Origin of the sequence: Burkholderia sp. ABCPW 11, from assembly GCF_001523445.1 — a bacterium.
Lineage (GTDB): Bacteria > Pseudomonadota > Gammaproteobacteria > Burkholderiales > Burkholderiaceae > Burkholderia.
The window spans coordinates 40,141-65,948 of sequence record NZ_LOVM01000088.1; the positions used below are offsets into that span (position 1 = coordinate 40,141).

Sequence of the window (25,808 nt, forward strand, 5' to 3'; positions counted from 1 at the left end):
TGCAAGCGATGATCGAGCGCGTGGGAGCGAGCAGGCGGCGCGGGCCGCGCCGCAAACGTGATTAAATTCGCCCTTCATGCATGTATCCAGTCGAGCCCCGGGCCGCGTCCGCCAGCATCGCGCGCGCATCGGGGCCGTCAACTTCGCGCTATCCGATGAGTTCATCCGAGAAACCTCCCGCCACCGTCGAGCAGTTCCTGCAGCATCTGACGCAGGAGTACGACGGTCTCAGCAATCGCCTGAAGGTGATTGCGCGTCATGTGGAAACGCATCGGGACCAGCTTGGGCTGGAAGGCATCCAGTCGCTCGCGGAGGCTTGCGGCGTCCAGCCGTCGGCCGTCGTGCGCTTCGCGAAGCACTTCGGCTTCTCCGGGTTCTCCGAGATGCAGCGGCTGTTCCGCGAGGGGCTCGCGCAGCAGATCGCGCCGGGGCGCGCGTACAGCTTGCGGCTGCGCGACGTGATCGAAGCCGGCTCGTCGAGCCTGCAGCCCGAGCAGATCGCCGACGAATTCATCAAGGGCAGCATTGCCGGGATGCAGCAGTTGCGGCAGACGCTCGATTCGCAGGCGCTCGCGCAGGCCGTGGATTTGCTCGCCGATACGCAGGCGATCTGGATCGCAGGGTCGCGGCGCGCGTTTCCGATCGCCGCATACCTCGACTATGCGCTGCAGCACACCGACAAGCGGATCGGCCTGTTCAGCGCGCTCGGCAGCATGCATCTCGGCCAGATCCGGTCGGTGCGCGCGGGCGACGTGATGATCGCGATCTCGTTCATGCCGTATGCGGACGAGACCGTGCAGGTCGCGCAGCAGGCCGCGCAGCGCGGCGCGCGGCTGATCGCGATCACCGACAGCCGGATGAGCCCGCTCGCGCGGGAGGCGGAAGTGACGCTGATGGTGCAGGAGAGCGCGACGTTCGGCTTTCGTGCGCTGACCGCCACGATGGGCCTCGCGCAGAGCCTGTTCGTCGCGCTCGCGTACCGGCTCGAGTTGTCCTATATGCCGACCGCCGACGGCGCGCACGGCACGAAAGCCGGTTGATGCCGACTGCCGGTGCGCCGCCCGCCGGACGGATCGGCGGATGGCGCACCGGCCGGCTTACTTCGCGGTCGGCATCGCGAATTCGGCGCCCTTGCCGATGCTCGACGACCAGCGCTGCATCACCGACTTCTGGCGCGTGTAGAAGCGCACGCCTTCCTCGCCGTACGCGTGCATGTCGCCGAACAGGCTCTTCTTCCAGCCGCCGAAGCCGTGCCATGCCATCGGCACCGGGATCGGCACGTTGATACCGACCATGCCGACCTGGATGCGCCGCGCGAATTCGCGCGCGATGCCGCCGTCGCTCGTGAAGCACGACACGCCGTTGCCGAACTCGTGCGCGTTGATCAGGTCGACCGCTTCGCCGAAATCCTTCACGCGCACGCAGCCGAGCACCGGCCCGAAGATCTCTTCCTTGTAGATCCGCATGTCGGGGCGCACGTGATCGAACAGCGTGCCGCCGGTGAAGAAGCCGGCTTCGCGGCCCGGCACGCGCAGACCGCGGCCGTCGACCACCAGTTGCGCGCCTTCGTTTACGCCTTGCTCGATATAGCCTTCGATGCGCTTGAGCGCTTCGCCGGTGACGATCGGCCCCATCTCGACTTCCGGCGACATCCCGTCGCCGATCACCAGCTTGCGTGCGCGTTCGGCGAGCGCCGGCACGATCTTGTCGGCCACGTCGCCGACCAGCACCGCGATGCTGATCGCCATGCAGCGCTCGCCGGCGGAACCGTATGCGGCGCCGATCAGCGCGTCGACGGCCTGCTCGATGTCCGCATCGGGCATCACGACGAGGTGGTTCTTCGCGCCGCCGAGCGCCTGTACGCGCTTGCCCGACTGCACCGCGCGCTGCTGCACGTAGGCTGCGATCGGCGTCGAGCCGACGAAGCTGACGGCCTGCACGTCCGGGTGGTCGAGGAGGGCATCGACCGCGCCCTTGTCGCCCTGGACGACGTTGAACACGCCGGCGGGCAGGCCAGCCTGCGTGAGCAGGTCGGCGATGAACAGCGCGGCCGACGGGTCGCGCTCGCTCGGCTTCAGCACGAACGTGTTGCCCGTCGCGATCGCCACCGGGAACATCCAGCACGGCACCATGCACGGGAAGTTGAACGGCGTGATGCCCGCGACGACGCCGAGCGGCTGGCGCATCGTCCAGTTGTCGATGCCGGTGCTGACCTGGTCGGTGAAGTCGCCCTTCAGCAGTTGCGGCACGCCGCACGCGAATTCGATGATGTCGATGCCGCGCGCGACTTCGCCCTGCGCGTCCGAGAACACCTTGCCGTGTTCGGCCGTGATGATCGCCGCCAGCGTGTCGCGGTGCTCGTTCATCAGTTGCAGGAAGCGGTGCAGCACGCGCGCACGGCGGATCGGCGGCGTCGCGGCCCAGGCCGGGAACGCGGCGTGGGCGGAGGCGACGGCCTGCCGCACTTCGCCGTCGTCGGCCAGCGCCACGCGGCGCACCGCGCGACCGAGCGCCGGATTGAGGACGTCCTGGAAACGGCCGCTGCGGCCGGCGACGGGCGCGCCGTCGACATAGTGGCCGACGTCTGCGTCGGACGTGTACGCGGGAACCGGATTCATCGTGTCTCCTGAGGATGAGGGGGAACAGCACCTAGTCTAGGGAAACCGGCACGGCCGGAGAAGGCCGCGAAACTTGATTCACTGTTCAGAATTCTGAATAATCAATGGATGAATCAGCAAAATGTCCAGGCGCTCTGGCCGCACATCCATTCGCTGACGGTGCTGGCCGCGGCGGGCAGTTTCACGGCCGCCGCGCAGCGGCTCGGCATCAGCAAGGCCGCGATGAGCCAGCGCATCGCCGATCTCGAAAAGGCGGCCGGCGTGCCGCTCGTGCGGCGCACCACGCGCAGCGTGCGGCTCACCGATGCGGGCCAGACGCTCGTCGACAGCACGCGCGACGCGTTCGAGTCGATCGGCCAGCATTTCGCACGGGTGAAGGATCTCGCCGGCGAGCCGCGCGGGCTGCTCCGCCTGACGGTGCCGGTCGCGCTCGGGCGCCAGCAGATCGTGCCGCATCTGCCTGATTTTCTGCGCCAGCATCCGGGCGTACAGATCGAGCTTGACCTGTCCGACCGCCTGCATTCGCTGACGCAGGAAGGCTTCGATCTCGCGATCCGCCATACGACCACCGCGCCGCAGACCCATGTCGCATGGAAGCTGTGCGACACGCGTTCGCTGCTGGTCGCGAGCCGCGACTATCTCGACGCGCGCGGCGCGCCGCGCCACCCGAGCGAACTCGTCGATCACAGCTGCCTGTGCTACCTGCGCGAGCACGAGCCGGCCGCGTGGAGCTTCGAGCCGGACGGCCGCCGGCGCCAGCGCGTGAGCGTGCCGGTGCGCGGCAGTTTCGCGGCGAACAACAGCGAGGCGATGCGCGAGGCCGCGCTCGGCGGGCTCGGCATCGCGCTGCTGCCCGATTTCAGCGCGCGGCGCGACCTCGACGCCGGCCGGCTCGTCACGCTACTCGACGGCTGGCGGCCGTCGGGCGCGTTCGGCGACCACATTTTCGCGATCCGCCCGTACAGCCCGGTCGTGCCGAGCGCGGTGCGCGCGCTCGTGCGGCACCTGCGCGAGCGGCTCGCGGGCGGTTTCTCCGGCGCGTGAGCCGGGCGGCGGGCGTCGGGCCGCGGGCGGGCCGGGCAGGCGCGGCGGCGCTGCGGTAAAATCGCGGCTTCCATCCGCGCCGTGTGCGGCGCGTCATTCGAAGGTCGACAGCCGATGCAGATTCACAAGGAAGTGGACGCGCGCGGGCTCAATTGCCCGTTGCCGATCCTGCGTGCCAAGAAAGCGCTTGCCGATATGGAGAGCGGGCAGATCCTCAAGGTGCTCGCGACCGATCCGGGCTCGCAGCGCGATTTCGCCGCGTTCGCGAAGCAGACGGGCAACGAGATCGTCGAGTCGACGACCCAGGACAAGATCTTCGTGTTCCTGATGCGCCGCCGCTGAAGGCGCGCATCGCACGTTCCGCCGCGCCACGCTCCCGGCCGGCCGCGTCTGGCCGGCCAGGGCCGACAACGGGCTCATTTGCATTGGAAACGCGCCAAAAGCGCAACACCGGAGCCGGCGCAGGCCCTCGCTCAGGCTCGTGGTCCATTGGAAAGCGCTTGCCGCGCCTGTCTGACAATTCTTAAACCTCGTTGCGTGACCGGCTGCGTATACTGACGCGGCCGGTCGTCCGCTCCCAGCGGAGGCGCCGGCCACGGTACGTCGCACGGCGGGCTCGGGGGCCATGCCTGACGCTACCGTCGTACAACGGGGAGAGGACATGTCCTTCAGACCAGGGACCCTTCGAAGTCCGTCCGGAGCGGAAAGCATTGCGCCCGTGCGCACCTCGGAATTGAACCGGATCGAGCTCGATCCGCAACAGGACCGCCACGCGCGTGCCGCGCTGGAAGCCTATGCGGATTCGGCAGCGGCCGAGATGCCGTGGCTGGCCGAGTGGCTCGACGAACGGCTGCGCGATGCCGCGCGGGACGACGGCGCGGGCCCGACCTACTGCGGTGCGACGATCGAACGCGTGTTCGATCTGGCGCAGGCGTGGGCGGCAGGCCAGCCCGACTATGCGGCCGGCGCATGGGAGCGCGTGCGCGACCAGTTGCAGCGGATGCTTGCGCAACGGCCGCTGTCGGAGCGGCCCTCGCCGGGCGTGCCGACAGACGATTTTGCCGAGCCGGTGGCCGGCATCGCGGGCGCCAAATAGGCGTCCGGTTGCGCAGCAGAAAGGATTATTCGAAGAAAGGGCGATAGTCCGCGCAATTTCTTGGCGAATTTCATACTACTATGATGAAATCGCCGGTTCGTCCGTGCCCCGTTTTTGAGATATTTGGCCGGGGTCGCCAATTTGCGCAGGAGGCGCGAGCGGCGAACGACGGCTCGCCGGCCGGTATCCGGCGCCGCGCGCAGGCTGCGCGGCCGGGGCAGGTGCGGGAGCCGAATGGACGGATCGACTTCGATTTGCGGGGTGCTATGAGAATTGCTGTACTGGATGACGATCCGGCCCAGACGGATTTCGTCAGTCAAACGCTGACGGCCGTCGGCCACACGTGCTATGCGTTCAAGGAAGGCAAGGCCCTGAAGAAGCGCCTGCAGCGCGAGACGTTCGACCTGCTGGTGCTCGACTGGAACGTGCCCGACATGTCCGGCGAGGAAGTGCTCAAGTGGGTGCGCGCCAACCAGACCGAGCACAGCCTGCCGATCATCTTCATGACGAGCCGTGACGACGAGGCGGGGATCACGCAGATCCTCAACGCCGGCGCCGACGATTACGTGGTCAAGCCCGTGTCGGGCCCGATCCTGCGCGCGCGCATCGGCTCGCTGCTGCGCCGCGCGTATCCGGTCAACGCCGAGGCGACCGTCCGCGAATTCGATCAGTTCCGTTTCGACGTGAACCTGAAGCAGGCGTACGTCGGCGACAAGGCCGTGAGCCTCACGCAAAAGGAATTCGAGCTCGCGCTGCTGCTGTTCCAGCATCTCGACCGGCCGCTGTCGCGCGCGCACATTCTCGACCTCGTGTGGAAGCAGGCGACCGACATTCCGTCGCGCACGATGGATACGCACATTTCGATGCTGCGCACGAAGCTCGGCCTGCGGCCCGAAAACGGCTACCGTCTCGCGCCGATCTACGGGTACGGCTACCGGCTCGAACGGGTCGGCCAGGGGGAACCGGAGTGACCGCGCGAATCACGCAGCGCACGGCCAGCCTGTGCACGGCGGCACTGCGCGCGGCCTGCGCGGTCGCGTTCGCGTTCGCCGCGCAGCAGGCCACGGCGCAGCCGCCCGCCGCCGCGGGCAAGACGGTCGTCTATCGCACGCAGGCGGGCGACACGCTGTACGACGTCGCCGCGCGTTACCTGCAAGGCGCGGACGACTGGCAACTGCTCCAGCAGATCAACGGCGTGCCGGCGCCGAAGCGCCTGCAGCCCGGCGTCGCGCTGAAGCTGCCGGTCGCGCGGCTGCGCAAGGAAAAGCTCACCGCACGCGTGATCGCGGTGCAGGGCACGGCCGAGCGCGCGTCGGGCGCCACGTCCGGCACCCCGTTCGCGCCGCTCGCGAACGATGCGACGCTCGCCGAAGGCGACCGCGTGCGCACCGGCCCGAACGGCTTCGTGACGATCGAGCTGGCCGACGGCACGCACATGAGCCTGCCGCCCGACAGCCAGCTCGACCTGAAGTCGCTGCGTCGCACGGTGCTGACCGGCACGCTCGATCGCGAGTTCGAACTCACGCGCGGCTCGGTCGACAGCGAAGTCACCCACCTGAGGAAACGCGACGATCGCTTCCAGATCCGCTCGCCGTCGGTCGTCGCCGGCGTGCGCGGCACGCGCTTTCGCGTGAACTACGACGCGGCCGGCACCGCGTCGACGCGCGTCGAAGTGCTCGACGGCACCGTCGGCGTCGCGGGCGCCCGGCAGCCGGCCGGCGCGACGCTCGTGCATGCGAACTTCGGCAGCGTCGCGACATCGTCCGGCGCGGTCGGCGCACCGGTCGAACTGCTGGGCGCGCCCACGCTCGCGCATCCCGACAAGGTGCAGGACGAGCCCGACGTCGCATTCGACGTCACGCCGCTCGCGCAGGCGCATGCGTATCGCGTGCAGCTCGCGCACGACGCGGGGCTGCTCGACCTGTTCCGCGAAACGCGCACCGATTCGCCGCGCGCGGTATTCCGCGACGTGCCGAACGGGAATTACTTCGTGCGGATCGCCGCGATCGATGCGAACGGCCTCGAGGGGCAGCCGCGCACCTATGCGTTCGAACGCCGCGTGATGGGGCTCGACGCGAGCGCGTCGCAGGGCGCGGGCGGTTACGAGTTCCGCTGGTCGCCGAACGGGTCGGGCAAGAATGCCCGTTACCGGTTCGTGCTGTCGCGTTCGAAGGACCTGAGCGCGCCGGTCGTCGACCAGGTCGGCCTGCACGCGCGCCAGATCACCGTCGCGCACCTGCCGGCGGGCGAGTATTTCTGGGCCGTGACCGTCGAGGAATTCGAAGGCGGCAAGTTCTACGAGAAGACCAGTCCGGTCAGCGCGTTCACGTTGTCGCGCTGACCCGCGGCGCATGAAACTCGACTCCGTTTCCCCGCGGCGGCGCCTCGGCCGCCGCTTCCTGATCGAATGGATCGCGATCGGCTGCCTCGGGATCGCGGTGATCCTTGCGTGCGCGCTCGGCCGCCTGTCGTCGAGCGTCGACGGGTTGATCTACGACCGGCTGCTGATGCTGCGCAGCCTGCCGCTGTCGCCCGACGTGGTGGTGGTCGACATCGACAACCAGAGCGTGTCCGCGCTCGGCCGCTGGCCGTGGCCGCGCGACGTGCATGCGCGGCTGCTCGACACGCTCGCGCGCGCACAGCCGGCCGCCGTCGTCTACGACGTGCTGTTTACCGAACCGTCGCCCGAGGATCGCACGTTCGCGAACGCGATGAGCCGCGTGCCGACTTTCCTGCCGGTGCTGCTGAGTCCCGAGCAGGCGGACGGCACGCGGTCGGTCGATCCGCCGGTCGCCGCGCTCGCCGCGCGCGCGACGGGGCTCGGCCATATCAATCTCGAAGTCGATCGCGACGGCATCGTGCGCAGCGTCGCGCTGTTCGAAAGCGACGGCCGCGTGCGCTGGCCGCAACTGATGGTGCCCGTGTACCGCGCGATCCAGGCCGGCCGGCTGCACCCGGTCGGCGGCGTGCCCGGTGCGAACGCGCACGACCTGTCGCGCGATGCGGCGGGCGACGGCCGCTACCTGATTCCGTTCAGCCGCAACACGCCCGCGTATCCGACGCTGTCGTTCGACGACGTGCTCGAAGGGCGCGTGAAGCCCGACGCGCTGCGCGGCAAGATCGTCGTCGTCGGCGTGACGGCATCGGGGCTGTACGATCGCTTCGCGACGCCGGTGTCCGGCGAGTTCGGCCCGCTGGCCGGCGTGTATATCCATGCGAACGTGCTCGACATGCTGGCGACCGGCAGCGCGATCTCGCCCGCGTCGCGCGTGGGATTGTTCGTCGCGTCGCTGCTGCCGCTCGCCGTGTTGCTGGGCGGCTTCCTGATGCTGTCGCCGTGGCGCGCGCTGCTGCTGACGCTGAGCCTTGCCGCGCTCGCCGTGGTCGCGAGCATGGCGCTGCTGTTCGAGGCGCGCATCTGGCTGACGCCGGCGCCCGCGATCTTCGGGCTGATCGCCGTCTACCCGATCTGGAACTGGCGGCGGCTGGAAATGACGATGTCGTATCTGCGCCGCGAGCTGCAGCGGCTCGCCGACGAGCCGCACCTGTTGCCCGAGGCACCGCGCACGCGCAGCGTCGGCGGCGACGTGCTGGAGCGGCAGATGGCGCTGATGGCGCAGGCCGCGCAGCGCGTGCAGGACATGAAGCGCTTCGTGTGGGACAGCCTCGACAGCATGCCCGAGCCGATCTTCGTGACCGACCTCGCCGGCACCGTGCTGATCGCGAACCACGCGGCGAAACGCTACGGGTCGCGGCTCGCGCTGCCGTTGCCGGAAGGGCGGCCGCTGCGCACCGCGCTCGGCGAGCTGACGTTCATGAAGACCGTCGACGGCAACGCCGAGCACGACGCGGCGATCCGCGAGCGCTGGCCGGCCGTGCTCGACCCGACGCTCGAGGCCGAGCACGACGCGATGGCGCGCGGCATCGAAGTGCGCGATCGCGACGGGCTCGACCATCTGCTACGCTACGCGGCATGTACGAACGCGCAAGGGCGCGTGACGGGCTGGATCGCCGGCCTCGTCGACGTGACCGACCTGCATGCGGCCGAACGGCATCGCGAGGAGGCGCTGCACCTCCTGTCGCACGACATGCGTTCGCCGCAGTCGTCGATCCTTGCGCTCGTCGAGATCGAGCGCGATCGCGTCGAGAGCGACGCGATGCGCAGCCTGCTCGCGCGGATCGAGCGCTATGCGCACCGCGCGCTGTCACTTGCCGACGAGTTCGTGCAACTGGCGCGCGCCGAGTCGCAGGCGTACCAGCTCGAGGTGACGAGCCTCGTCGACGTGCTGATCGATGCGAGCGACGAGGTGTGGCCGCAGGCGCAGGCGAAGCACATTCGCATCGAGTCCGACGTGGGCGCCGACATGTGCTGGGTGCGCGCGGATCGCTCGCTGATTACGCGCGCATTCGTGAATCTGTTGAACAATGCGGTCAAATACAGTCCGTCCGACACGGTGATCACGTGTACGCTGACGGTCGAGCACGCATCGAAGCGGATGTTCTGTACGATTCGCGATCAGGGGTACGGCATTGCGCCGGAAGATCAGCGGCATCTGTTCGAGCGTTTCAAGCGATTCCATGCCGGCGAGCGGCCCGACATCCCGGGTTCCGGGCTCGGCATGGCTTTCGTGAAGACGGTCGTCACGCGCCATGGGGGCAGCGTGTCGGTCGACAGCGAAGTGGGTGTCGGCACCGCGGTGACGGTGTCGCTGCCTGCGATCGACGAGCCGTCCGCCTGACAGGGCCGGGCGCGGCGGCAGGCATTTGGGGAAAGTCATGAGAAAGCAATGGGCGGCGACCGCGCTGGCGGCGTCGCTGTTGACGGGGTGCGCCGGCGTGACGAGCGGCGTGAGTGCGGTCGGGCAGCCGAATGCATTTGCATCCGGCGCGCACGGCTACGATTTCGTACGGACGGCCGCGCAGCGGGACGACGCCGAGTACCGGCAGATCGAGTCGCTCGTACGCGACGAACTCGCGCGCCGCGGCTTCGATGCGCAGCCGCTCAAGGACGCGCGTTACCGGCTGTCGATCGCGTATGCGACGCAGCCGGCGGCGGTCGCGACGAGCGCCGACCGGTGCGGCGCGGCCAGCAGCGCATGCGTGACGGTCGACGGGCCGGCGCCGTTCGCGCTGCCGTTCGCCGGCAAGGTATACCGCCACGTGCTGACGCTGCGTTTCGTCGATGCGCAATCGGGCGCCGACGTCTATCGCGTGTCGGCGTCGCTGCGCGATCGCGATCCGGGCACGCAGCAGGCCGCACCGGCGCTCGTCAAGAGCACGCTGGCGAAGCTGCCGTTCGGCGACGGCGGCGGCTGGCTCGTCAAGACGAAAAAAGACGACGCGGGCGGGATGCCGGGCGTCGTCTCGGTGAAGCCGGCCGACGCGCGCTGAAGCGGTGGCCGGGAGGTGAGGCGAGCCCGCCGGGGCACGCCCTTGCCGCATTCAGACGGCGGGTTGGGCGCCGTCGCGCGTGCGCAGGTACGCATCGAATTCCGCACCGACTTCCGGGTGACGCAGCGCGAATTCGACCGTCGCCTTCAGGTAGCCGAGCTTGCTGCCGCAGTCGTAGCGCGTGCCCTGGTACTTGTAGGCCAGCACCTGTTCGTCGGCGAGCAGTGCCTGGATCGCGTCGGTGAGCTGCAGTTCGCCGCCCGCCCCGGGCTTCAGCGCGCGCAGGTGCTCGAAGATCCGCGGCTTCAGGATGTAGCGGCCGACCACGCCGAGGTTCGACGGCGCGACTTCCGGCGCCGGCTTCTCGACGATCGCCGACATCTTGACGATCGACTCCTCCCATTCCTTGCCGTCGACGATCCCGTACGACTTCGTCTCCGACGGCGGGATCTCTTCGACGCCGATCACCGAGCTGTGATAGTGGTCGAACACGTCGACCATCTGCTTCATTACCGGCGGATTGCCGTCGAGCAGGTCGTCGGCGAGGATCACCGCGAACGGATTGTCGGCGACCAGCTTTTCCGCGCACAGCACCGCGTGGCCGAGGCCGAGCGCTTCCGGCTGGCGCACGTAGAAACAGTCGACATGGCTCGGCTTGATGCTGCGCACGAGTTCGAGCAGCTTTTCCTTGCCGCGTGCCTCGAGTTCGGCCTCGACTTCGTACGACTTGTCGAAGTGATCCTCGATCGCGCGCTTGCTGCGCCCGGTCACGAAGATCATCTCGGTGATGCCCGCGGCGATCGCTTCCTCAACCGCGTACTGGATCAGCGGCTTGTCGACGACCGGCAGCATTTCCTTCGGGCTCGCCTTCGTTGCCGGCAGGAACCGCGTGCCGAGGCCGGCAACGGGGAATACCGCCTTGGTGACTTTCAACATGATCGAACCTTTATTCCTGTAATCGACTTGTCAGACGGTCTATGTTCACGTTCGCATTATAGTGAACGCAAACGACCTTACCGTTTGTTACGCAGGCAACCGATCGAGCTGCGCGCGCAGTTTTTCGAGCGTGCTCTGGAATTCCGCGACGCGTTTCTGCTCCTGTTCGACCACGGCCGGCGGCGCTTTCGCGACGAAAGCCTCGTTGCCGAGCTTCGCGTTGCATTTCGCGATCTCGCCCGTCAGGCGCGCGATTTCCTTCGACAGGCGCTCGCGTTCGGCCGCGACGTCGATTTCCACCTTCAGCACCAGCTTGTTCGGGCCGACGATCGCGATCGGCGCGCCGTGCGCTTGCTGGTCGAGCGCCGCTTCGTCGGCGAGGATCTGCACTTCCGACAGGCGCGCGAGCGCCTGCACGTACGGCGCGAACGAGCGCAGGCGCTCGGCGTCGCCGGCGGCCAGCAGCGGCACCTTGGTGGCCGGCGACAGGTTCATCTCGCCGCGCAGGTTGCGGCATGCGTCGACGATCGCCTTCAGGTCGGCCGCCCACTGTTCGGACGCCTCGTCGATTTTCTGCAGGTTCGCGACCGGATACGCCTGCGTCATCAGCGACGCCTCGCCGTCGGCCTTGCCTTGCGGATAGCGGCCGGCGAGCGGCGCGACCTTCTGCCAGAGCGCTTCGGTGATGAACGGGATGACCGGGTGCGCGAGGCGCAGCACCGTTTCCAGCACGCGCAGCAGCGTGCGGCGCGTCGCGCGCTGCTGTTCCGGCGTGCCGTTCTGGATCTGGACCTTCGCGAGTTCGAGATACCAGTCGCAGTACTCGTCCCACACGAATTTGTAGATGCTCGTCGCGATGTTGTCGAAGCGGTAATCGGCGAAGCCCTTCGCGATGTCGGCCTCGGTGCGCTGCAGCAGCGACACGATCCAGCGGTCGGCCGCCGAGAAGTCGAGATAGCCGCCGGGGCCGCAGTCGCCCGCGCCGCACACGTCCGGCTTGTCGTTGCCGCAGTCGTGGCCTTCGCAGTTCATCAGCACGAAGCGCGTCGCGTTCCACAGCTTGTTGCAGAAGTTGCGATAGCCTTCGCAGCGCGCGAGGTCGAAGTTCACGTTGCGGCCGAGCGTCGCCATCGACGCCATCGTGAAGCGCAGTGCGTCGGTGCCGAACGCGGGGATGCCGTCCGGGAATTCCTTGCGCGTCTTCTTCTCGATGGTCGCGGCCTGCTTCGGGTTCATCAGGCCCGTCGTGCGCTTCGCGACCAGCGCTTCGAGGTCGATGCCGTCGACGATGTCGATCGGGTCGAGCGTGTTGCCCTTGCTCTTCGACATCTTCTGGCCTTCCGCGTCGCGCACGAGGCCGTGCACGTAGACGGTATGGAACGGCACCTTGCCCGTGAAGTGCGTGGTCATCATCACCATCCGGGCGACCCAGAAGAAGATGATGTCGAAGCCGGTGACGAGCACCGACGACGGCAGGAAGTGCTGCAGTTCGGGCGTTTCGTTCGGCCAGCCGAGCGACGAGAACGGCACGAGCGCCGACGAGAACCACGTGTCGAGCACGTCTTCGTCGCGCTTGAGCGCGCCCGTGTAACCCTTCGCGGCGGCCTGCGCGCGCGCGTCTTCCTCGTTGCGCGCGACGAACACCTCGCCGTTTTCGCCGTACCACGCCGGAATCTGGTGGCCCCACCACAGCTGGCGCGAGATGCACCAGTCCTGGATGTTCTCGAGCCACTGGTAGTAGGTGGTCGTCCAGTTCTCCGGCACGAACTTGATCCGGCCGTCGCGCACCACGTCGAGCGACGTCTCGGTGATCGACTTGCCCGGATTGAACGTGCCTTCCGGCGCCGGCTTCGTCATCGCGACGAACCACTGGTCGGTCAGCATCGGCTCGATCACGACGCCCGTGCGGTCGCCGCGCGGCACCATCAGCTTGTGCGGCTTCACCGAGTCGAGGAAGCCCTGCGCGTCGAGGTCGGCGACGATTGCCTTGCGCGCGTCGAAGCGGTCGAGGCCGCGATACTGCTCGGGGCCGTTGTCGTTGATCTTCGCATCGAGCGTCAGGATCTCGATCGGCGCGAGCTGGTGGCGCAGGCCGACCTGGTAGTCGTTGAAATCGTGCGCGGGCGTGACCTTCACGACGCCGGTGCCGAACTCGCGATCGACGTAGTCGTCGGCGATCACCGGGATCTCGCGGCCCGTCAGCGGCAGCGTGACGAGCTTGCCGATCAGGTGCGCGTAGCGCTCGTCTTCCGGGTGCACCATCACGGCGACGTCGCCGAGCATCGTCTCGGGGCGCGTGGTGGCGACCGTGAGCGAGCCCGACCCGTCGACGAGCGGGTAGCGGATGTGCCACAGGTGGCCGTTTTCCTCTTCGCTCGCGACTTCGAGATCCGACACCGCGGTGAGCAGCACCGGATCCCAGTTGACGAGGCGCTTGCCGCGGTAGATCAGGCCCTGTTCGTAGAGCGTGACGAACACGTCGCGCACGGCGGCCGACATCTTGTCGTCCATCGTGAAATATTCGCGCGACCAGTCGGTCGACGCGCCGAGGCGGCGGACCTGGCCGGTGATCGTCGAACCGGATTTCTGCTTCCATTCCCACACGCGCTCGACGAATTTCTCGCGGCCGAGGTCGTGGCGCGACACGCCCTGCGCGTCGAGCTGGCGTTCGACGACGATCTGGGTGGCGATGCCCGCGTGGTCGGTGCCGGGCACCCACAGCGTGTTCTCGCCGAGCATCCGGTGATAGCGCGCGAGGCCATCCATGATCGTCTGGTTGAACGCGTGGCCCATGTGCAGCGTGCCCGTCACGTTCGGCGGCGGCAACTGGATCGCGAAATCGGGGCGGGACGGATCGAATGCCGGGGCGGCATAGCCGCGTTTTTCCCACTCCGGCCCCCATTGGGACTCGATGGTATGGGGCTCGAAGCTCTTCGCAAGCGTGTTGTCGCTCATGTTGGAAATCTGCCGAAAAATGCGTGAATTGGATGCCGAATCTGACAATTATAAATGGATGCCCATCGGCCAGCCATCGCGCAGCCGGTGCAGGCCCGTCGGGGCGCGGCCGCGACGGGCCTGCGATGCGCGCGCGACGTGCGGCCGAACGGATCGGAAACGGTATCGCGCGGCCGACTTATAATGGCGGGTCCGCATTTTTTCTCGCCCGTCAGCTGCCGCTCCATGCCCGATCTGCTCGCCAATCTGAACCCCGAACAACTCGCCGCCGTCACGTTGCCGAACGAACCGGCGCTGATCCTCGCAGGGGCGGGCAGTGGCAAGACCCGCGTGCTGATCACGCGCATCGCATGGCTGATCCAGCAGGGCTATGCATCGCCGCCCACCGTGCTCGCCGTCACCTTCACGAACAAGGCCGCGCGCGAGATGATGGCGCGCCTGTCGGCGATGATGCCGATCGACACGCGCGGGATGTGGATCGGCACGTTCCACGGCCTGTGCAACCGGATGCTGCGCACGCACTGGCGCGATGCCGGCCTGCCGCAGACCTTCCAGATCCTCGACACGGCCGACCAGCTGTCCGCGATCAAGCGGCTGATGAAGGCGGCGAACGTCGACGACGAAAAGTACCCGCCGAAGAACGTCCAGTACTTCATCAACAACGCGAAGGAGCAGGGGCTGCGCCCGGACAAGGTCGACGCGACCGACAACTTCAACCGCAAGTTCGTCGAGCTGTACCAGGCGTACGACCAGCAGTGCCAGCGCGAAGGCGTCGTCGATTTCCCCGAGCTGCTGCTGCGTTGCTACGAGCTGCTCGCGTACAACGCGCCGTTGCGCGCGCACTATCAGGCGCGCTTCCGGCACATCCTCGTCGACGAGTTCCAGGACACCAACAAGCTGCAGTACGCGTGGCTCAAGATGCTCGCCGGCGGTGAGAACGCGATCTTCGCGGTCGGCGACGACGATCAATCGATCTACGCATTCCGCGGCGCGAACGTCGGCAACATGCGCGACTTCGAAGATGAATTCCGCGTGCGCAACCTGATCAAGCTCGAGCAGAACTACCGGTCGCACGGCAACATCCTCGACGCGGCGAACCAGCTGATCTCGAACAACGCGCACCGCCTCGGCAAGAACCTGCGCACCGATGCCGGCCACGGCGAGCCCGTGCGCGTGTACGAAGCCAGCACCGATTCGCAGGAGGCCGGCTGGATCGTCGAGGAGATCCGTTCGCTGATCAACACCGGGATGGCGCGCAGCGAAGTGGCCGTCCTGTACCGCAGCAACGCGCAGTCGCGCTCGATCGAGCACACGTTGATGTCGTCGGGCATTCCGTATCGCGTGTACGGTGGCCTGCGCTTTTTCGAGCGGCAGGAAGTGAAGCACGCGCTCGCCTACCTGCGCCTGATCGACAACCCGAACGACGACACGGCATTCGCGCGCGTCGTCAATTTTCCGACCCGCGGGATCGGCGCGCGCTCGGTCGAGCAACTGGCCGACGCCGCGCGCCTGTACGGCTGCTCGATGGCCGCCGCGATTCCGTACGTGACCGGCAAGGCCGGCACGAGCCTCGGCGGGTTCGCGAACCTGATCGCGAAGATGCGCGCCGACACGCAGCACATGAACCTGCCCGACACCGTCGAGCACATCGTGCGCGCGAGCGGCCTCGCCGATTTCTACCAGGGCGAGCGCGAAGGCCAGGATCGCCTCGAAAACCTGCAGGAACTCGTGAACGCGGCCACCGCGTTCATCGCCGAGGAAGGTTACGGACTCGACACGCCGGCCCGCTCGATTCCGCTGCGCGCGGGCGCGATCGCGGCGCCCGAGCTGAGCGCCGCGACGGACGATCCGGCGCTCGACGTGCTCGATCCGACTTCGCCCGCCGACCCCGCGCAGAACCCCGACACGATGACGCCGCTCGCGGGCTTCCTGTCGCACGCGTCGCTGGAGGCCGGCGACAACCAGGCGCAGGCCGGCCAGGACGCCGTGCAGCTGATGACGGTGCACGCGGCGAAGGGGCTCGAGTTCTCGGCCGTGTTCATCACGGGGCTCGAGGAGGGGCTGTTCCCGCACGAGAACAGCGTGCTCGAATCGGACGGCCTCGAGGAAGAGCGCCGGCTGATGTACGTCGCGATCACGCGCGCGAAGGAGCGGCTCTACCTGTCGTTCGCACAAAGCCGGATGCTGCACGGCCAGACCCGCTACAACGTGCGCTCGCGCTTCTTCGACGAACTGCCGGAGCACGTGCTGAAGTGGTTGACGCCGAAGGTCGAGGCCGGGTCGCGTTGGGGCGGCCGTTCGGACAATGCCGGTTACGGGCGCGACTGGTTCGCGCGGCCGGGCGGCGGCAGCCGCGAGCAGTTCGTCGATGCGGCCGTGTCCGCGCCGCTGCCGGCGTTCGCGGACAAGCAGCGCGCGGCCGACACCGGCTTCCGGGTCGGCCAGCAGGTGTTCCATACGAAATTCGGCGAAGGCACGGTGACCGCGCTCGAAGGCAACGGCACCGATGCGAAGGCGCAGGTGAAGTTCAAGCGCCACGGCGAGAAATGGCTCGCGCTCGCGGTCGCGAAACTGCAGGCGGTGGAATGATGGACGTCGACATGGCCGTTACGCTTGCCGCCCGGCCGCTCGGCATTCTGGCCGCGCTGCCCGAGGAACTCGGCGACCTGATCGCCGCGATGCGCGCCGACGGCGCGATGAAGACGGTCACGCTCGGCCGCCGCGATTATCACGTCGGCACCGTGCACGGTGCGGCCTGCGTCGTCACGCTCGCGCGGGTCGGCAAGGTCGCGGCCGCCGCGACGGTCAGCGCGCTGATCCACGTGTTCGGCGTGTCGGGCGTCGTGTTCACCGGCGTCGCGGGCGGCGTGTCGCGCACGGTGCGGGTCGGCGACGTCGTCGTGGCCGATGCGCTGCTGCAGCACGATCTCGATGCGTCGCCGCTGTTTCCGCGCTACGAGGTGCCGCTGCTCGGCATCACGCGCTTCGCGACCGACCCGGCGCTGACGGCCCGCTTGCGGGCTGCGTGCGCGCTGTTCGTCGAAGAAGAGGGCGCGCAGTTCGCCGAGCGCTTCGGGCTGGCCGGCGCGACGCTACACGGCGGGTTGATCATCAGCGGCGACCGCTTCGTGTCGAGCGAGCGCGAGGTCGTCGCGCTGCGCGACGCGCTGCCGGACGCGCTCGCGGTCGAAATGGAAGGCGCTGCGATCGCGCAGGTATGCGCGGAACACGACGTGCCGTTCGCGCTCGTGCGCACGATCTCCGACACGGCCGACGATCACGCGACGCAGTCGTTCTCGCACTTCCTGTCGGCGATCGCGAGCAGCTATTCGTCCGGCATCCTCGAGCGTTTCCTGACGCTCCATGCGACGACGGCGGCCTGAAGCCGCCGTCGAATCTCTCGTTAGTACCATTCGACCGGCCGCGGCGCGCACGCCGCGGCCGGTCGTTCGTCACGCCTTCTTGCGCCGGCCGCTTTCGAGGTTCGGCAGGAACACCGTCAGCACACCGATCAGCGGCAGGAACGAGCACACCTTGTAGACGAACGGGATGCTCGTCGCGTCCGCGAGCTGGCCGAGCACGGCCGCGCCGACGCCGCCCAGGCCGAATGCGAAGCCGAAGAACAGGCCCGCGACCATCCCGACCTTGCCGGGCATCAGCTCCGTCGCATAGACGAGGATCGCGGCGAACGCCGACGCCAGCACGACGCCGATGATCACGGTCAGCACGCTCGTCCAGAACAGGTTCGCGTACGGCAGCAGCATCGTGAACGGCGCGACGCCGAGGATCGACACCCAGATCACGTACTTGCGGCCGATCCGGTCGCCGACGGGCCCGCCGATCAGCGTGCCGGCCGCCACCGCCGCGAGGAACACGAACAGGTGGATCTGCGCGGCCTGCACCGACAGGTGGAACTTGTCGATCAGGTAGAACGTGAAATAGCTGTTGATGCTGGCGAGGTAGAAGTACTTCGAGAACACCAGCAGTACCAGCACGCCGATCGCGCCCATCACGCGGCCGCGCGACAGCGTCGGGTGGCCGGCCGAGGCGGTCTTCTTCTTCATCGACGGATGCTTCTTGTACCAGTGGCCGATCTGCGTGAGCACGATCATCGCGACGAGCGCGGCCGCCGAGAACCACGCGATGCTGTGCTGGCCGTGCGGAATGATCACGAGCGCGGCGAGCAGCGGCCCGAGCGCCGAGCCTGCATTGCCGCCCACCTGGAACACCGACTGAGCGAGCCCGTGCTGGCCGCCCGACGCCATCCGTGCGACCCGCGACGATTCGGGGTGGAATACCGACGAGCCGCAGCCGACGAGCGCGGCGGCCACCAGCAGCATCGGGAAATTCGACGCCGCCGACATCAGCAGCAAGCCTGCGAGCGTGAAGCCCATGCCGACCGGCAGCGAGTACGGCTTCGGACGCTTGTCGGTATAGAGGCCGACGAGCGGCTGCAGCAGCGACGCGGTGATCTGGTAGGTGAGCGTGATCAGGCCGATCTGCGCGAACGACAGCGCGAACTGGCTCTTGAGCATCGGGTAGATCGCGAGGATCAACGACTGGATCATGTCGTTGAGCATGTGCGAGAAGCTGATCGCGCCGAGCACCGGATAGACGGTGCGGGCGACGGGCGGGGCGGACGGCTGGGCGGCGGCTGCGCCGGCGGAGCCGGAGTCGAGGCTGGTTTCCATGAGAGCTGAACGAGTTGAGGTGGCTGGCGCGCTCTGTTGGGGATCGGCGCGTTCTGGATCGTTGCTGCGTCAAAGAAGTGTAATGTGGCGTATCGAGAATGTCAGGACAAGTTTTGTCGTGAATCGGACATTCATGTGACGGATCGGCCGGTGCGTACTTTTTTGAACGGGTATAACGCTGGCGGCGTGTCGGCCCGTCAGCGGCAGCGCGCCCGGGGCCGGGTGGTGTTTTACCGGACTCAAGAAACGGCGGCTGCGGCCGTAGAACGACCCAATGACAACAGGCGCGCCGCCCGGCGCCGGCTACCCGCCGGGCAGGGGCAGGACGCGCGGCATGGCCAGCCGTCGCGGGAACGCCGGGACCGACCTTTCCGGCAGCGTGATCAATACGGGGTAGATCGATGAAAGCAGCATCTTTGCATCCACAGCCCGGTGCAGCCGCCGCCGCACCCGACGTTGCCGCCGGTCGCGCCGCTCGGCGCGCGCACGCGGCGCGTCGTGCGCGCCGGCCGTGGACCGTCAAGGCGACGTTGCGCGCCGCATTCGCGATCCTGCTGGCCGGCACGCTCGCGATCGGCATGTTTTCGCTGTGGCAGATCAGCCGCCTGAACGCGTCGATCGCGTCGGTCTACGCGCAGGGGCACGTCGCGAGCCGTGCGGCTGAGGAAGTCCGCGCCGAAGTGCTGCGGGCGAGCCGCGCGCAGAAGATGCTGCTGACCGCGACCACCGCGAAGGAGCGCGACGAACTCGGCGCCGAGGTGAGCGCGGGGCTCGCGTCGATCAGCCAGGCGCTCGGCACGCTGCAGCGCTATGCGGATCCGGCCGATGCCGGCGATTCGGCGCGGCTGCACGCATTCTCGACGGCGGTCGGCACGTGGAGCGCGCATCTGCGCGATTTCGTCACGCTCGTGCGTGCGCAGCCGCTCGACCTGTCGCAGATGAACTGGCAGGTCGGCACGCAGGACGTGTCGCTGCTGGTCGAAACCGGTAAGCTCGAAAAACTCGTCGCCGAACTCGTGAAGACGCGCGGCGAAAAGTCGAAGGCGACGCTCGATGCGTCCGCCACCATTTTTTCGTCGTCGTTCGCGATGATCGCGGCGATGACGGCTGCGCTGATCGTGCTGGCCGTCGCGATCGCCGAGCGCGTCGTGCGGCGCCTTGCGTCGCAGCTCGGCGGCGAGCCCGCATACGCGAAGGAGATTGCCGCGGACATCGCGCGCGGCGATCTGACGCGGCCGATCGCGCTCGGCCGCCACGACCGCGACAGCATGGTGCGCGCGCTGGCCGAGATGCAGACGGGGCTCGCGGCCACCGTGGGCGAGATCGCGGTGAGCGCCGAGGCGATCGCGGCCGCGTCCGGCGAAATCTCGACCGGCAACCTCGACCTGTCGCGGCGCACCGAACAGCAGGCCGTCGCGCTCGAGCGCACCGCGGCCAGCATGGAGCAGCTCACGTCGACCGTGCGGCAGAACGCCGAGAACGCGCGGCAGGCGAGCACGCTCGCGGCCAATGCGTCGGCGGTCGCGGAGACGGGTGGAGAGGTCGTCGGGCGCGTGGTCGCCACGATGAGCGAGATCGACGACAGCGCGAAGAACATTCGCGACATCATCGGTACGATCGAGGGGATCGCATTCCAGACCAACATTCTCGCGTTGAACGCGGCGGTCGAAGCCGCGCGTGCCGGCGAGCAGGGGCGCGGCTTCTCGGTGGTCGCGGGCGAGGTGCGGCTGCTCGCGCAGCGCTCGGCGACGGCGGCCAAGGAGATTCGGGAACTGATCGTCGCGTCTGTCGAGCGCGTGGCGAACGGCGCGGCGCTCGCGCACGACGCGGGCCGCACGATGGGCGACGTGGTACGCGCGGTCAAGCGCGTGACCGACATCATCGGCGAGATCTCGGCGGCGTCGGACGAGCAGAGCGCGGGGATCGAAGAGATCGGCCGCGCGGTCACGCAGATGGACGCTGGTACGCAGCAGAACGCGGCGCTCGTCGAACAGGCGGCCGCTGCCGCGAACGCGCTCGACGAGCAGGCGCAGGCATTGAAGGCGCTGGTCGGGCGTTTCCGTATCGCGGTGTGAGCGCGCGGCGCGCCCGGGCGATTACGACTTCTTCCGCTTGTCCGGATCGATGATGACCGTGCAGGTCGTGCCTGCCGACAGCACCACGTCGGCCGGCACTTCGTCGATCCTGATGCGTACCGGCACGCGCTGCGCGAGGCGCACCCAGTTGAAGGTCGGGTTCACGTCCGCGACGAGGTCGCGGCTTTGCGGGTTGTCGCGGTCGTAGATGCCGCGCGAGATGCTCTCGACGTGGCCCTTCATCACGCCGCCGCTCATCAGCCGCATCTCGGCCGGCGCGCCGATCTTCACGCGCGGCAGCTTGGTTTCCTCGAAGTAGCCGTAGACCCAGAACGAGTGGCTGTCGACGATCGCGAGCTTCGCCTGGCCGGCCACCGCATAGTTGCCCTTGAACGTCTGCAGGTTCGTGATGTAGCCGTCGACCGGCGCGACGACGCGCGTGCGTTCGAGATTGAGCTTCGCGGCGTCGAGCGCGGCGACGGCCTGCTGGTACTGCGCCTCGGCGCTCGACGCGCTGTGTGCCGCGTTCTCGCGGTTTTCCTTCGACACGACGAGCGCATCGAGATCCGCGCGGCGTGCTGCGTCGTCGCGGCGCATCTGCAGTTCCGCGCGACGGGCGGCCACCGCCGCCTGCGCCTGCTCGACCGCGATCCGGTAATGCGACGGGTCGATCTGCATGATCAGGTCGCCTTTCTTCACGAGCTGGTTGTCATGCACCGGCAGTTCGACGATCGCGCCCGACACGTCCGGCGCGACGTTGACGATCTCGGCGCGCACGCGCCCGTCGCGCGTCCACGGATCGTCCATGTAGTGCACCCACAGCGAGCGCCCGATCAGGATCGCGACGAGAAGGATGACGGCGGTCGCGACGAAGCCGAAGAGTTTTCTGAGAATCATGATGGTTCGGAATCAACGGTAAACGGCAAGACTCAGTCCGCCGCAAATGCAGACGAGAAGGCAGGCCCGGAACAGCGACGGGTGCCAGACGAGACGGTAGAGGCCCGTATAGGCGAGCAGGCGATCGACGGCCCAGGTCGCGATCGCGCCGAGCGCGAACATCAGCACCACCGTGGGCATGTAGGCATCGAGAATGGCGATTTCACGCGGCATCATGACGAGGCTCCGGGTTGAGGACGCACGGGGCGGTTGCGGTTGAGCGGCTCGAGCGGCGATTCCGGGTCGAGCAGCGCGGTCCGCACGAAATGCAGATGGCTCAGGATGCGCTGCAGCCGGTGGCGCTCTTCACGCGACGGCTCGAACGCATCGAGCGTTTGCCGGGTCGCGTCGATCGCCGCGTTGGTCGCGGCGAGCGTCGCATCGAAACGCGCGGCGCTCGGCTTCGAGAACAGCGCCGACAGCGCGGTGCGCATCGTCTCGATCGCGCGCCGCCACGGCATCGCGGGCGCATAGCGCGGGTCGGACGGCAGCGTCGCGAGCTCGTGACGCAGGTCGATCGTCGCGTTGCCGGTTTCGAGCACCGCGAACATCCAGCGCAGTGCGTCGCGCTGCACGTCGGGCTGGTCGGCCGACAGCGTGTGCGCCTGGTACATCAGGTCGCGCGCACCGCTCTCGAAGCGTGTGCGCAAGCCCGCGAGCCGCGCGTGGCCGGCCGCGACGGCCTGGTGGCGCAGGTCCGCGAACAGCCGCTTCTTGAGCCACGGCGCGGTCGGCGGGAACAGCACCGCGAACGCGATCGCCGACACCAGCATCGACAGCACGAGCGCGAGCGAATCGTTCATGAACCCGGTCGGATCGTAGTGCGTGATGTTGTCCGGGCCGGCGAGGAAGCTGAAGAAGATCAGGTAGCCCATCCCGTAGCCGGCGAGCTTCGGCTTCAGCGTCATGAAGATGCCGATCGCGAGCAGCGGCGCGAGCGCGACGCACAGCAGCGGAAAACCGTCGATGTGCGGATAGATGCCGAACGTCAGCAGGAAGCCCGTGCAGACGGCGAGCGCCGTGCCCATGCCCATCTGCGCGGACATCGCGGTCGGGCGCGGCGTCGACGACGCGAGCGCGCAGGTGGCCGCCGCCGTCAGCGTCATCGTCACGCCGCTCGGCCACGCGGTCTCGATCCAGAACCAGCCGAGCACGAGAATCACGGTCGCGGTGCGAATCGCCGCGATCACCATCGCGGTCGCATTGGTGCGCGGCTCGTAGCGCTCGATCCAGCGTTCGCGCTCGTGCGTCGCGGTCGACAGCGACGCATAGGTGGCCGCGTACTCGTGCAGGTCGGTGATGAAGCGGTACAGCAGTTCGGCGGCCGTGTCGAAGTCGAGCAGCGGAAAGTCCGGCTGCGTTTCGAGTGCGGCGCGCGTCGCGCGGATGCGGCGCGGCAGCGCGTCGCGCCACGCAAGCAGTTGCGCGGCCGCGTGGCCCGCATCGGCCGACGTGCGCACCGGTTCGCCGGCGGGCGTCAGCAGCAGCGGTGCGATCTCGCGGAAGTACGGCTCGATCGCGTCGATCGCGGCCTGCGCGCCGGCCGCATGCAGCCGGTTCATCAACTGGTGCAGCGCATGGAACCGGCTCGACGCGCTCATGAATTCGCTGTTCAGCCGCGCGAGGCGGCCGCTGCGCATCCGCGTGTCCGGATCCTCGAACACGGCCATGCTGCGCGCGGCCTCGAAACCGACCACGTCGGCGACGAAGCGCGTATGGATGGTTTCGATATGCGCGCGGTCGAGTTGGCCCGACAGCGCCGCCGCGACGTAGTCGACGAAGCTGCCGAAGCGCTTGCGCACCGTCGTGCGCATCTGCTCGCCGGTGGTCTGCGGAAACACGAGTGCGCTGACCACGCCGGCCGACACGATTCCGACCATGATTTCGGCCACCCGCGTCATCGCGCTCATGAACGCGCCGTCCGGGTGCTGCGACGCGGGCAGCCCGATCAGCGCGGTCGTGTAACCGGCCAGCAGGAAGCCGTAGTTGCGGAAATTGCGGTTGCGCGCGGCGCCGGCCGTGCACAGGGCGACCCATAGCGCGACCGCCAGCAGGAACAGTTGCGGCTGCTGCGGGAACAGCCCGACGAAGGTGAGCGTCGCGATCAGCCCGAAGATCGTGCCGGCGACGCGGTAGAAACTTTTGGCGAGCACCGCGCCGCTTTGCGGCTGCATCACGATGAACACCGTCGTCATCGCCGTTTTCGGCGCGGGCAGGTCGAGCCGCATCGACACGCCGGTCGCGATGAACGCGGCGAGCAGTGCCTTGAACAGGTAGAGCCACGCGGCGCCGTCGGTGCGGGCCCAGTCGCCGAACGCGGCATACCAGGCCGCGAGCGGACCGCCGGCGGGCGTGGAAGCGGGAGAGGAGGCTGACATGGCGGGCGCTCCGCGTTACCGTGCGGCCGGCACGGCGGACGTCCGGGGCGTCCCGGACGCGCCGGCAGCGGCGACTTCCGCGGGCCGGGCAACGGCCGCTGCGGGCTTCGCGCCCGACGGGTCGGCGCCGTCGGCGGGTCGGTCGTCCGCCGGAACGTCCTTGCCCGTCTCGATCCCGCCGCCGAGCGCAGCCATCAACTGCGCGTGCGCGGCGAGGCGTTCCGCGTCGATGCGGGCGGCCGTTTCCTGCGCGCGCAGCAGTTGCTGCTGCGCGACCAGCACGTTCACGTAATCGGTCAGCCCGCGGCGGAAGCCTTCGCGCGACAGTCGATAGCTGCGATCGTTGGCCGCCACCGACCGCGCGGCGTCCTTCTTCTGTGTCTCGAGCGAGCGGATCCGCACGACCTGGTCGGCGATGTCCTTGAGCGCGCCGACGATCGTCTGGTTGTAGCGCTCGACCGCCTGGTCGTAGCCGGCATTCGCGGCGCCGAGCTGCGCGCGCAGCCGGCCGCCTTCGAAGATCGGCAGCGACAGCGCGGGGCCGGCCGTCCAGCCGCCGTTCATCGCGCGCAGGAAGTCGGTGAACGGCGCGGTCACGCCGAAGCCGCCGACCGTCGCGAGCAGGTCGATGTTCGGGTAGAACGACGCTTTCGCGACGTCGATGCCGCGCGCCTGCGCGTCGACCGTCCAGCGCGCCGCGACGACGTCGGGGCGACGCCCGAGCAGGTCGGCCGGCAGCGCCGACGGCAGGCCCGCCGGCGCATCGAGCGCAAGCTGCGGCCGCTTGATGGCGTCGCCGGCGCCCGGGCCCTTGCCGGCGAGGGCGGCGAGCTGGTGGCGCGCGAGCTGGATCGCTTCTTCGTAGCTGTCGATCTGGCGCTCGTAGTCGGGCAGCGTCGATTCCGCCTGGCTCACGTCGAGCTGCGTGCCGAGGCCGGCCTGCAGCCGCTTGCGTGCGAGATCGGCGAGCGCGCGCTGGCGTTCGAAAGTTTCGTGCGCGAGATCGAGCAGCGCGTAGTTCATCGACATGCCGACATACGCGCGCACGACGTTGACCTCGAGTTCGAGCTTCGCCGCCCGTGCGTCGGCGGCGCTCGCGTGCGCGGTGTCGAGCGCGCGCTCGGTCGCGTTCTTGTCCTTGCCCCACAGATCGAGGTGGTACGACAGGCCGAGCGTGCCGGTGTTGTTCCAGGTGTCGGCGTTCGCGAGCGGGCCCGGGCCGTAGTACACGTTGTCCGGCCAGTGCTCGCGCATCAGCGACAGATTGCCGTTGATCTGCGGCAGTTCGGCCGAACGCGCGACGCGCGCCATCGCCTGGGCTTCGCGCACGCGGGCCTCGGCGGCCGCGAGGGTGGGGTTGCCGGCCTGGGCGGCGGCGATCCACGCATCGAGCTGCGGATCGCGGTACGCGCGCCACCAGTCTGCGGCGGGCCAGCCCGCGTCGCGGTCGGCCGCGCGGATCGCCGCGCCGGCATCGAGCGCGTTCGCCTCGATACGGGTGGACTGGGTTTTGTTGTCGCCCATGCTCGCGCAACCGGCCATTATTAATGAGACTGCAAGAACCGCCAGTGCGAGCGTCCCTTTTGTCGCCGGAGACTGCACGATTTTCTCCCTTTCGGATATAGATGAGTCGGAAGCGATTATATTTTTCAGCGATTCCTGAATATACGGACAACGGTGCAAGTCAT

Annotated in this window: 19 protein-coding genes; 11 read left to right on the plus strand and 8 right to left on the minus strand. The window is 68.3% G+C overall.

All coding sequences use genetic code 11. From position 1 onward, the window contains the following. Nucleotides 1-155: 155 nt before the first annotated feature. On the plus strand, nucleotides 156-1,040 hold the full coding sequence (locus tag WS61_RS28820; protein WP_059505653.1) for a MurR/RpiR family transcriptional regulator: 885 nt from the start codon (nucleotides 156-158) through the stop codon (nucleotides 1,038-1,040). Nucleotides 1,041-1,097: 57 nt separating this feature from the next. Here WS61_RS28820 and WS61_RS28825 read toward each other — a convergent pair whose 3' ends face one another. Then, nucleotides 1,098-2,618 (minus strand): CoA-acylating methylmalonate-semialdehyde dehydrogenase, encoded by a 1,521-nt coding sequence (locus tag WS61_RS28825; RefSeq protein WP_059505655.1) that lies wholly within the window; start codon nucleotides 2,616-2,618, stop codon nucleotides 1,098-1,100. Between the two features lie 108 nt (nucleotides 2,619-2,726). Here WS61_RS28825 and WS61_RS28830 point away from each other — a divergent pair, with 108 nt between their 5' ends. From WS61_RS28830 to WS61_RS28860, 7 genes are all read left to right on the plus strand, one after another. After that, nucleotides 2,727-3,662, plus strand: a complete 936-nt coding sequence (locus tag WS61_RS28830; RefSeq protein WP_059505658.1) for a LysR family transcriptional regulator — start codon at nucleotides 2,727-2,729, stop codon at nucleotides 3,660-3,662. Between the two features lie 114 nt (nucleotides 3,663-3,776). Further along, nucleotides 3,777-4,004 carry a sulfurtransferase TusA family protein gene (locus WS61_RS28835; protein ID WP_059505660.1) on the plus strand — a complete coding sequence of 76 codons (228 nt, stop codon included), beginning with the start codon at nucleotides 3,777-3,779 and terminating at the stop codon, nucleotides 4,002-4,004. 319 nt (nucleotides 4,005-4,323) lie between these two features. Continuing rightward, nucleotides 4,324-4,758 (plus strand): hypothetical protein, encoded by a 435-nt coding sequence (locus WS61_RS28840; RefSeq protein WP_059505661.1) that lies wholly within the window; start codon nucleotides 4,324-4,326, stop codon nucleotides 4,756-4,758. 266 nt (nucleotides 4,759-5,024) lie between these two features. Further along, entirely contained in the window at nucleotides 5,025-5,729 is a 705-nt protein-coding gene (locus WS61_RS28845; protein WP_006490421.1) for a response regulator transcription factor, read from the plus strand. Beyond that, nucleotides 5,726-7,099, plus strand: a complete 1,374-nt coding sequence (locus tag WS61_RS28850; protein WP_059505662.1) for a FecR domain-containing protein — start codon at nucleotides 5,726-5,728, stop codon at nucleotides 7,097-7,099. Before WS61_RS28845 ends, WS61_RS28850 begins: the two co-directional genes overlap by 4 nt. Before the next feature lie 10 nt (nucleotides 7,100-7,109). Next, on the plus strand, nucleotides 7,110-9,497 hold the full coding sequence (locus tag WS61_RS28855) for a CHASE2 domain-containing protein (protein ID WP_059505663.1): 2,388 nt from the start codon (nucleotides 7,110-7,112) through the stop codon (nucleotides 9,495-9,497). Between the two features lie 37 nt (nucleotides 9,498-9,534). Then, entirely contained in the window at nucleotides 9,535-10,149 is a 615-nt protein-coding gene (locus WS61_RS28860) for a DUF4136 domain-containing protein (RefSeq protein ID WP_059505664.1), read from the plus strand. A 51-nt stretch (nucleotides 10,150-10,200) separates the two neighbouring features. On the opposite strand, the gene galU is transcribed toward WS61_RS28860, so the two are convergent. Together galU and WS61_RS28870 are read right to left on the minus strand one after the other, a co-directional pair. Beyond that, on the minus strand, nucleotides 10,201-11,085 hold the full coding sequence (gene galU, locus WS61_RS28865) for a UTP--glucose-1-phosphate uridylyltransferase GalU (RefSeq protein ID WP_059505665.1): 885 nt from the start codon (nucleotides 11,083-11,085) through the stop codon (nucleotides 10,201-10,203). Between the two features lie 87 nt (nucleotides 11,086-11,172). Further along, nucleotides 11,173-14,040 carry a valine--tRNA ligase gene (locus WS61_RS28870; protein ID WP_059505666.1) on the minus strand — a complete coding sequence of 956 codons (2,868 nt, stop codon included), beginning with the start codon at nucleotides 14,038-14,040 and terminating at the stop codon, nucleotides 11,173-11,175. A 225-nt stretch (nucleotides 14,041-14,265) separates the two neighbouring features. On the opposite strand from WS61_RS28870, the gene WS61_RS28875 reads away from it, so the two are divergent. Together WS61_RS28875 and WS61_RS28880 are read left to right on the plus strand one after the other, a co-directional pair. Next, nucleotides 14,266-16,629 (plus strand): UvrD-helicase domain-containing protein, encoded by a 2,364-nt coding sequence (locus WS61_RS28875; RefSeq protein ID WP_059505700.1) that lies wholly within the window; start codon nucleotides 14,266-14,268, stop codon nucleotides 16,627-16,629. Further along, nucleotides 16,629-17,423, plus strand: a complete 795-nt coding sequence (locus WS61_RS28880) for a 5'-methylthioadenosine/adenosylhomocysteine nucleosidase (RefSeq protein ID WP_373557139.1) — start codon at nucleotides 16,629-16,631, stop codon at nucleotides 17,421-17,423. Before WS61_RS28875 ends, WS61_RS28880 begins: the two co-directional genes overlap by 1 nt. A gap of 69 nt (nucleotides 17,424-17,492) precedes the next feature. Here the strand turns inward: WS61_RS28880 and WS61_RS28885 are convergent, their stop codons facing one another. Beyond that, entirely contained in the window at nucleotides 17,493-18,731 is a 1,239-nt protein-coding gene (locus WS61_RS28885) for an MFS transporter (protein WP_059505668.1), read from the minus strand. 401 nt (nucleotides 18,732-19,132) lie between these two features. Here WS61_RS28885 and WS61_RS28890 point away from each other — a divergent pair, with 401 nt between their 5' ends. Continuing rightward, entirely contained in the window at nucleotides 19,133-20,806 is a 1,674-nt protein-coding gene (locus WS61_RS28890; protein WP_059505670.1) for a methyl-accepting chemotaxis protein, read from the plus strand. 21 nt (nucleotides 20,807-20,827) lie between these two features. On the opposite strand, the gene WS61_RS28895 is transcribed toward WS61_RS28890, so the two are convergent. From WS61_RS28895 to WS61_RS28910, 4 genes are read right to left on the minus strand one after another with little or no spacing between them, the layout of a single operon-like run. Continuing rightward, a complete protein-coding gene (locus WS61_RS28895) occupies nucleotides 20,828-21,703 on the minus strand; it encodes an HlyD family secretion protein (RefSeq protein ID WP_059505673.1) in 876 nt (291 codons plus the stop codon). A gap of 12 nt (nucleotides 21,704-21,715) precedes the next feature. Next, nucleotides 21,716-21,919, minus strand: coding sequence for a DUF1656 domain-containing protein (locus WS61_RS28900; protein WP_034207084.1), 204 nt, complete (start codon nucleotides 21,917-21,919; stop codon nucleotides 21,716-21,718). Beyond that, nucleotides 21,916-24,120 (minus strand): FUSC family protein, encoded by a 2,205-nt coding sequence (locus WS61_RS28905; RefSeq protein WP_059505674.1) that lies wholly within the window; start codon nucleotides 24,118-24,120, stop codon nucleotides 21,916-21,918. The genes WS61_RS28900 and WS61_RS28905 overlap by 4 nt, the downstream gene beginning before the upstream one ends. A gap of 15 nt (nucleotides 24,121-24,135) precedes the next feature. Further along, complete coding sequence (locus WS61_RS28910; RefSeq protein ID WP_095211857.1) at nucleotides 24,136-25,722, minus strand: efflux transporter outer membrane subunit; 1,587 nt, start codon at nucleotides 25,720-25,722, stop codon at nucleotides 24,136-24,138. Nucleotides 25,723-25,808: the final 86 nt, after the last annotated feature.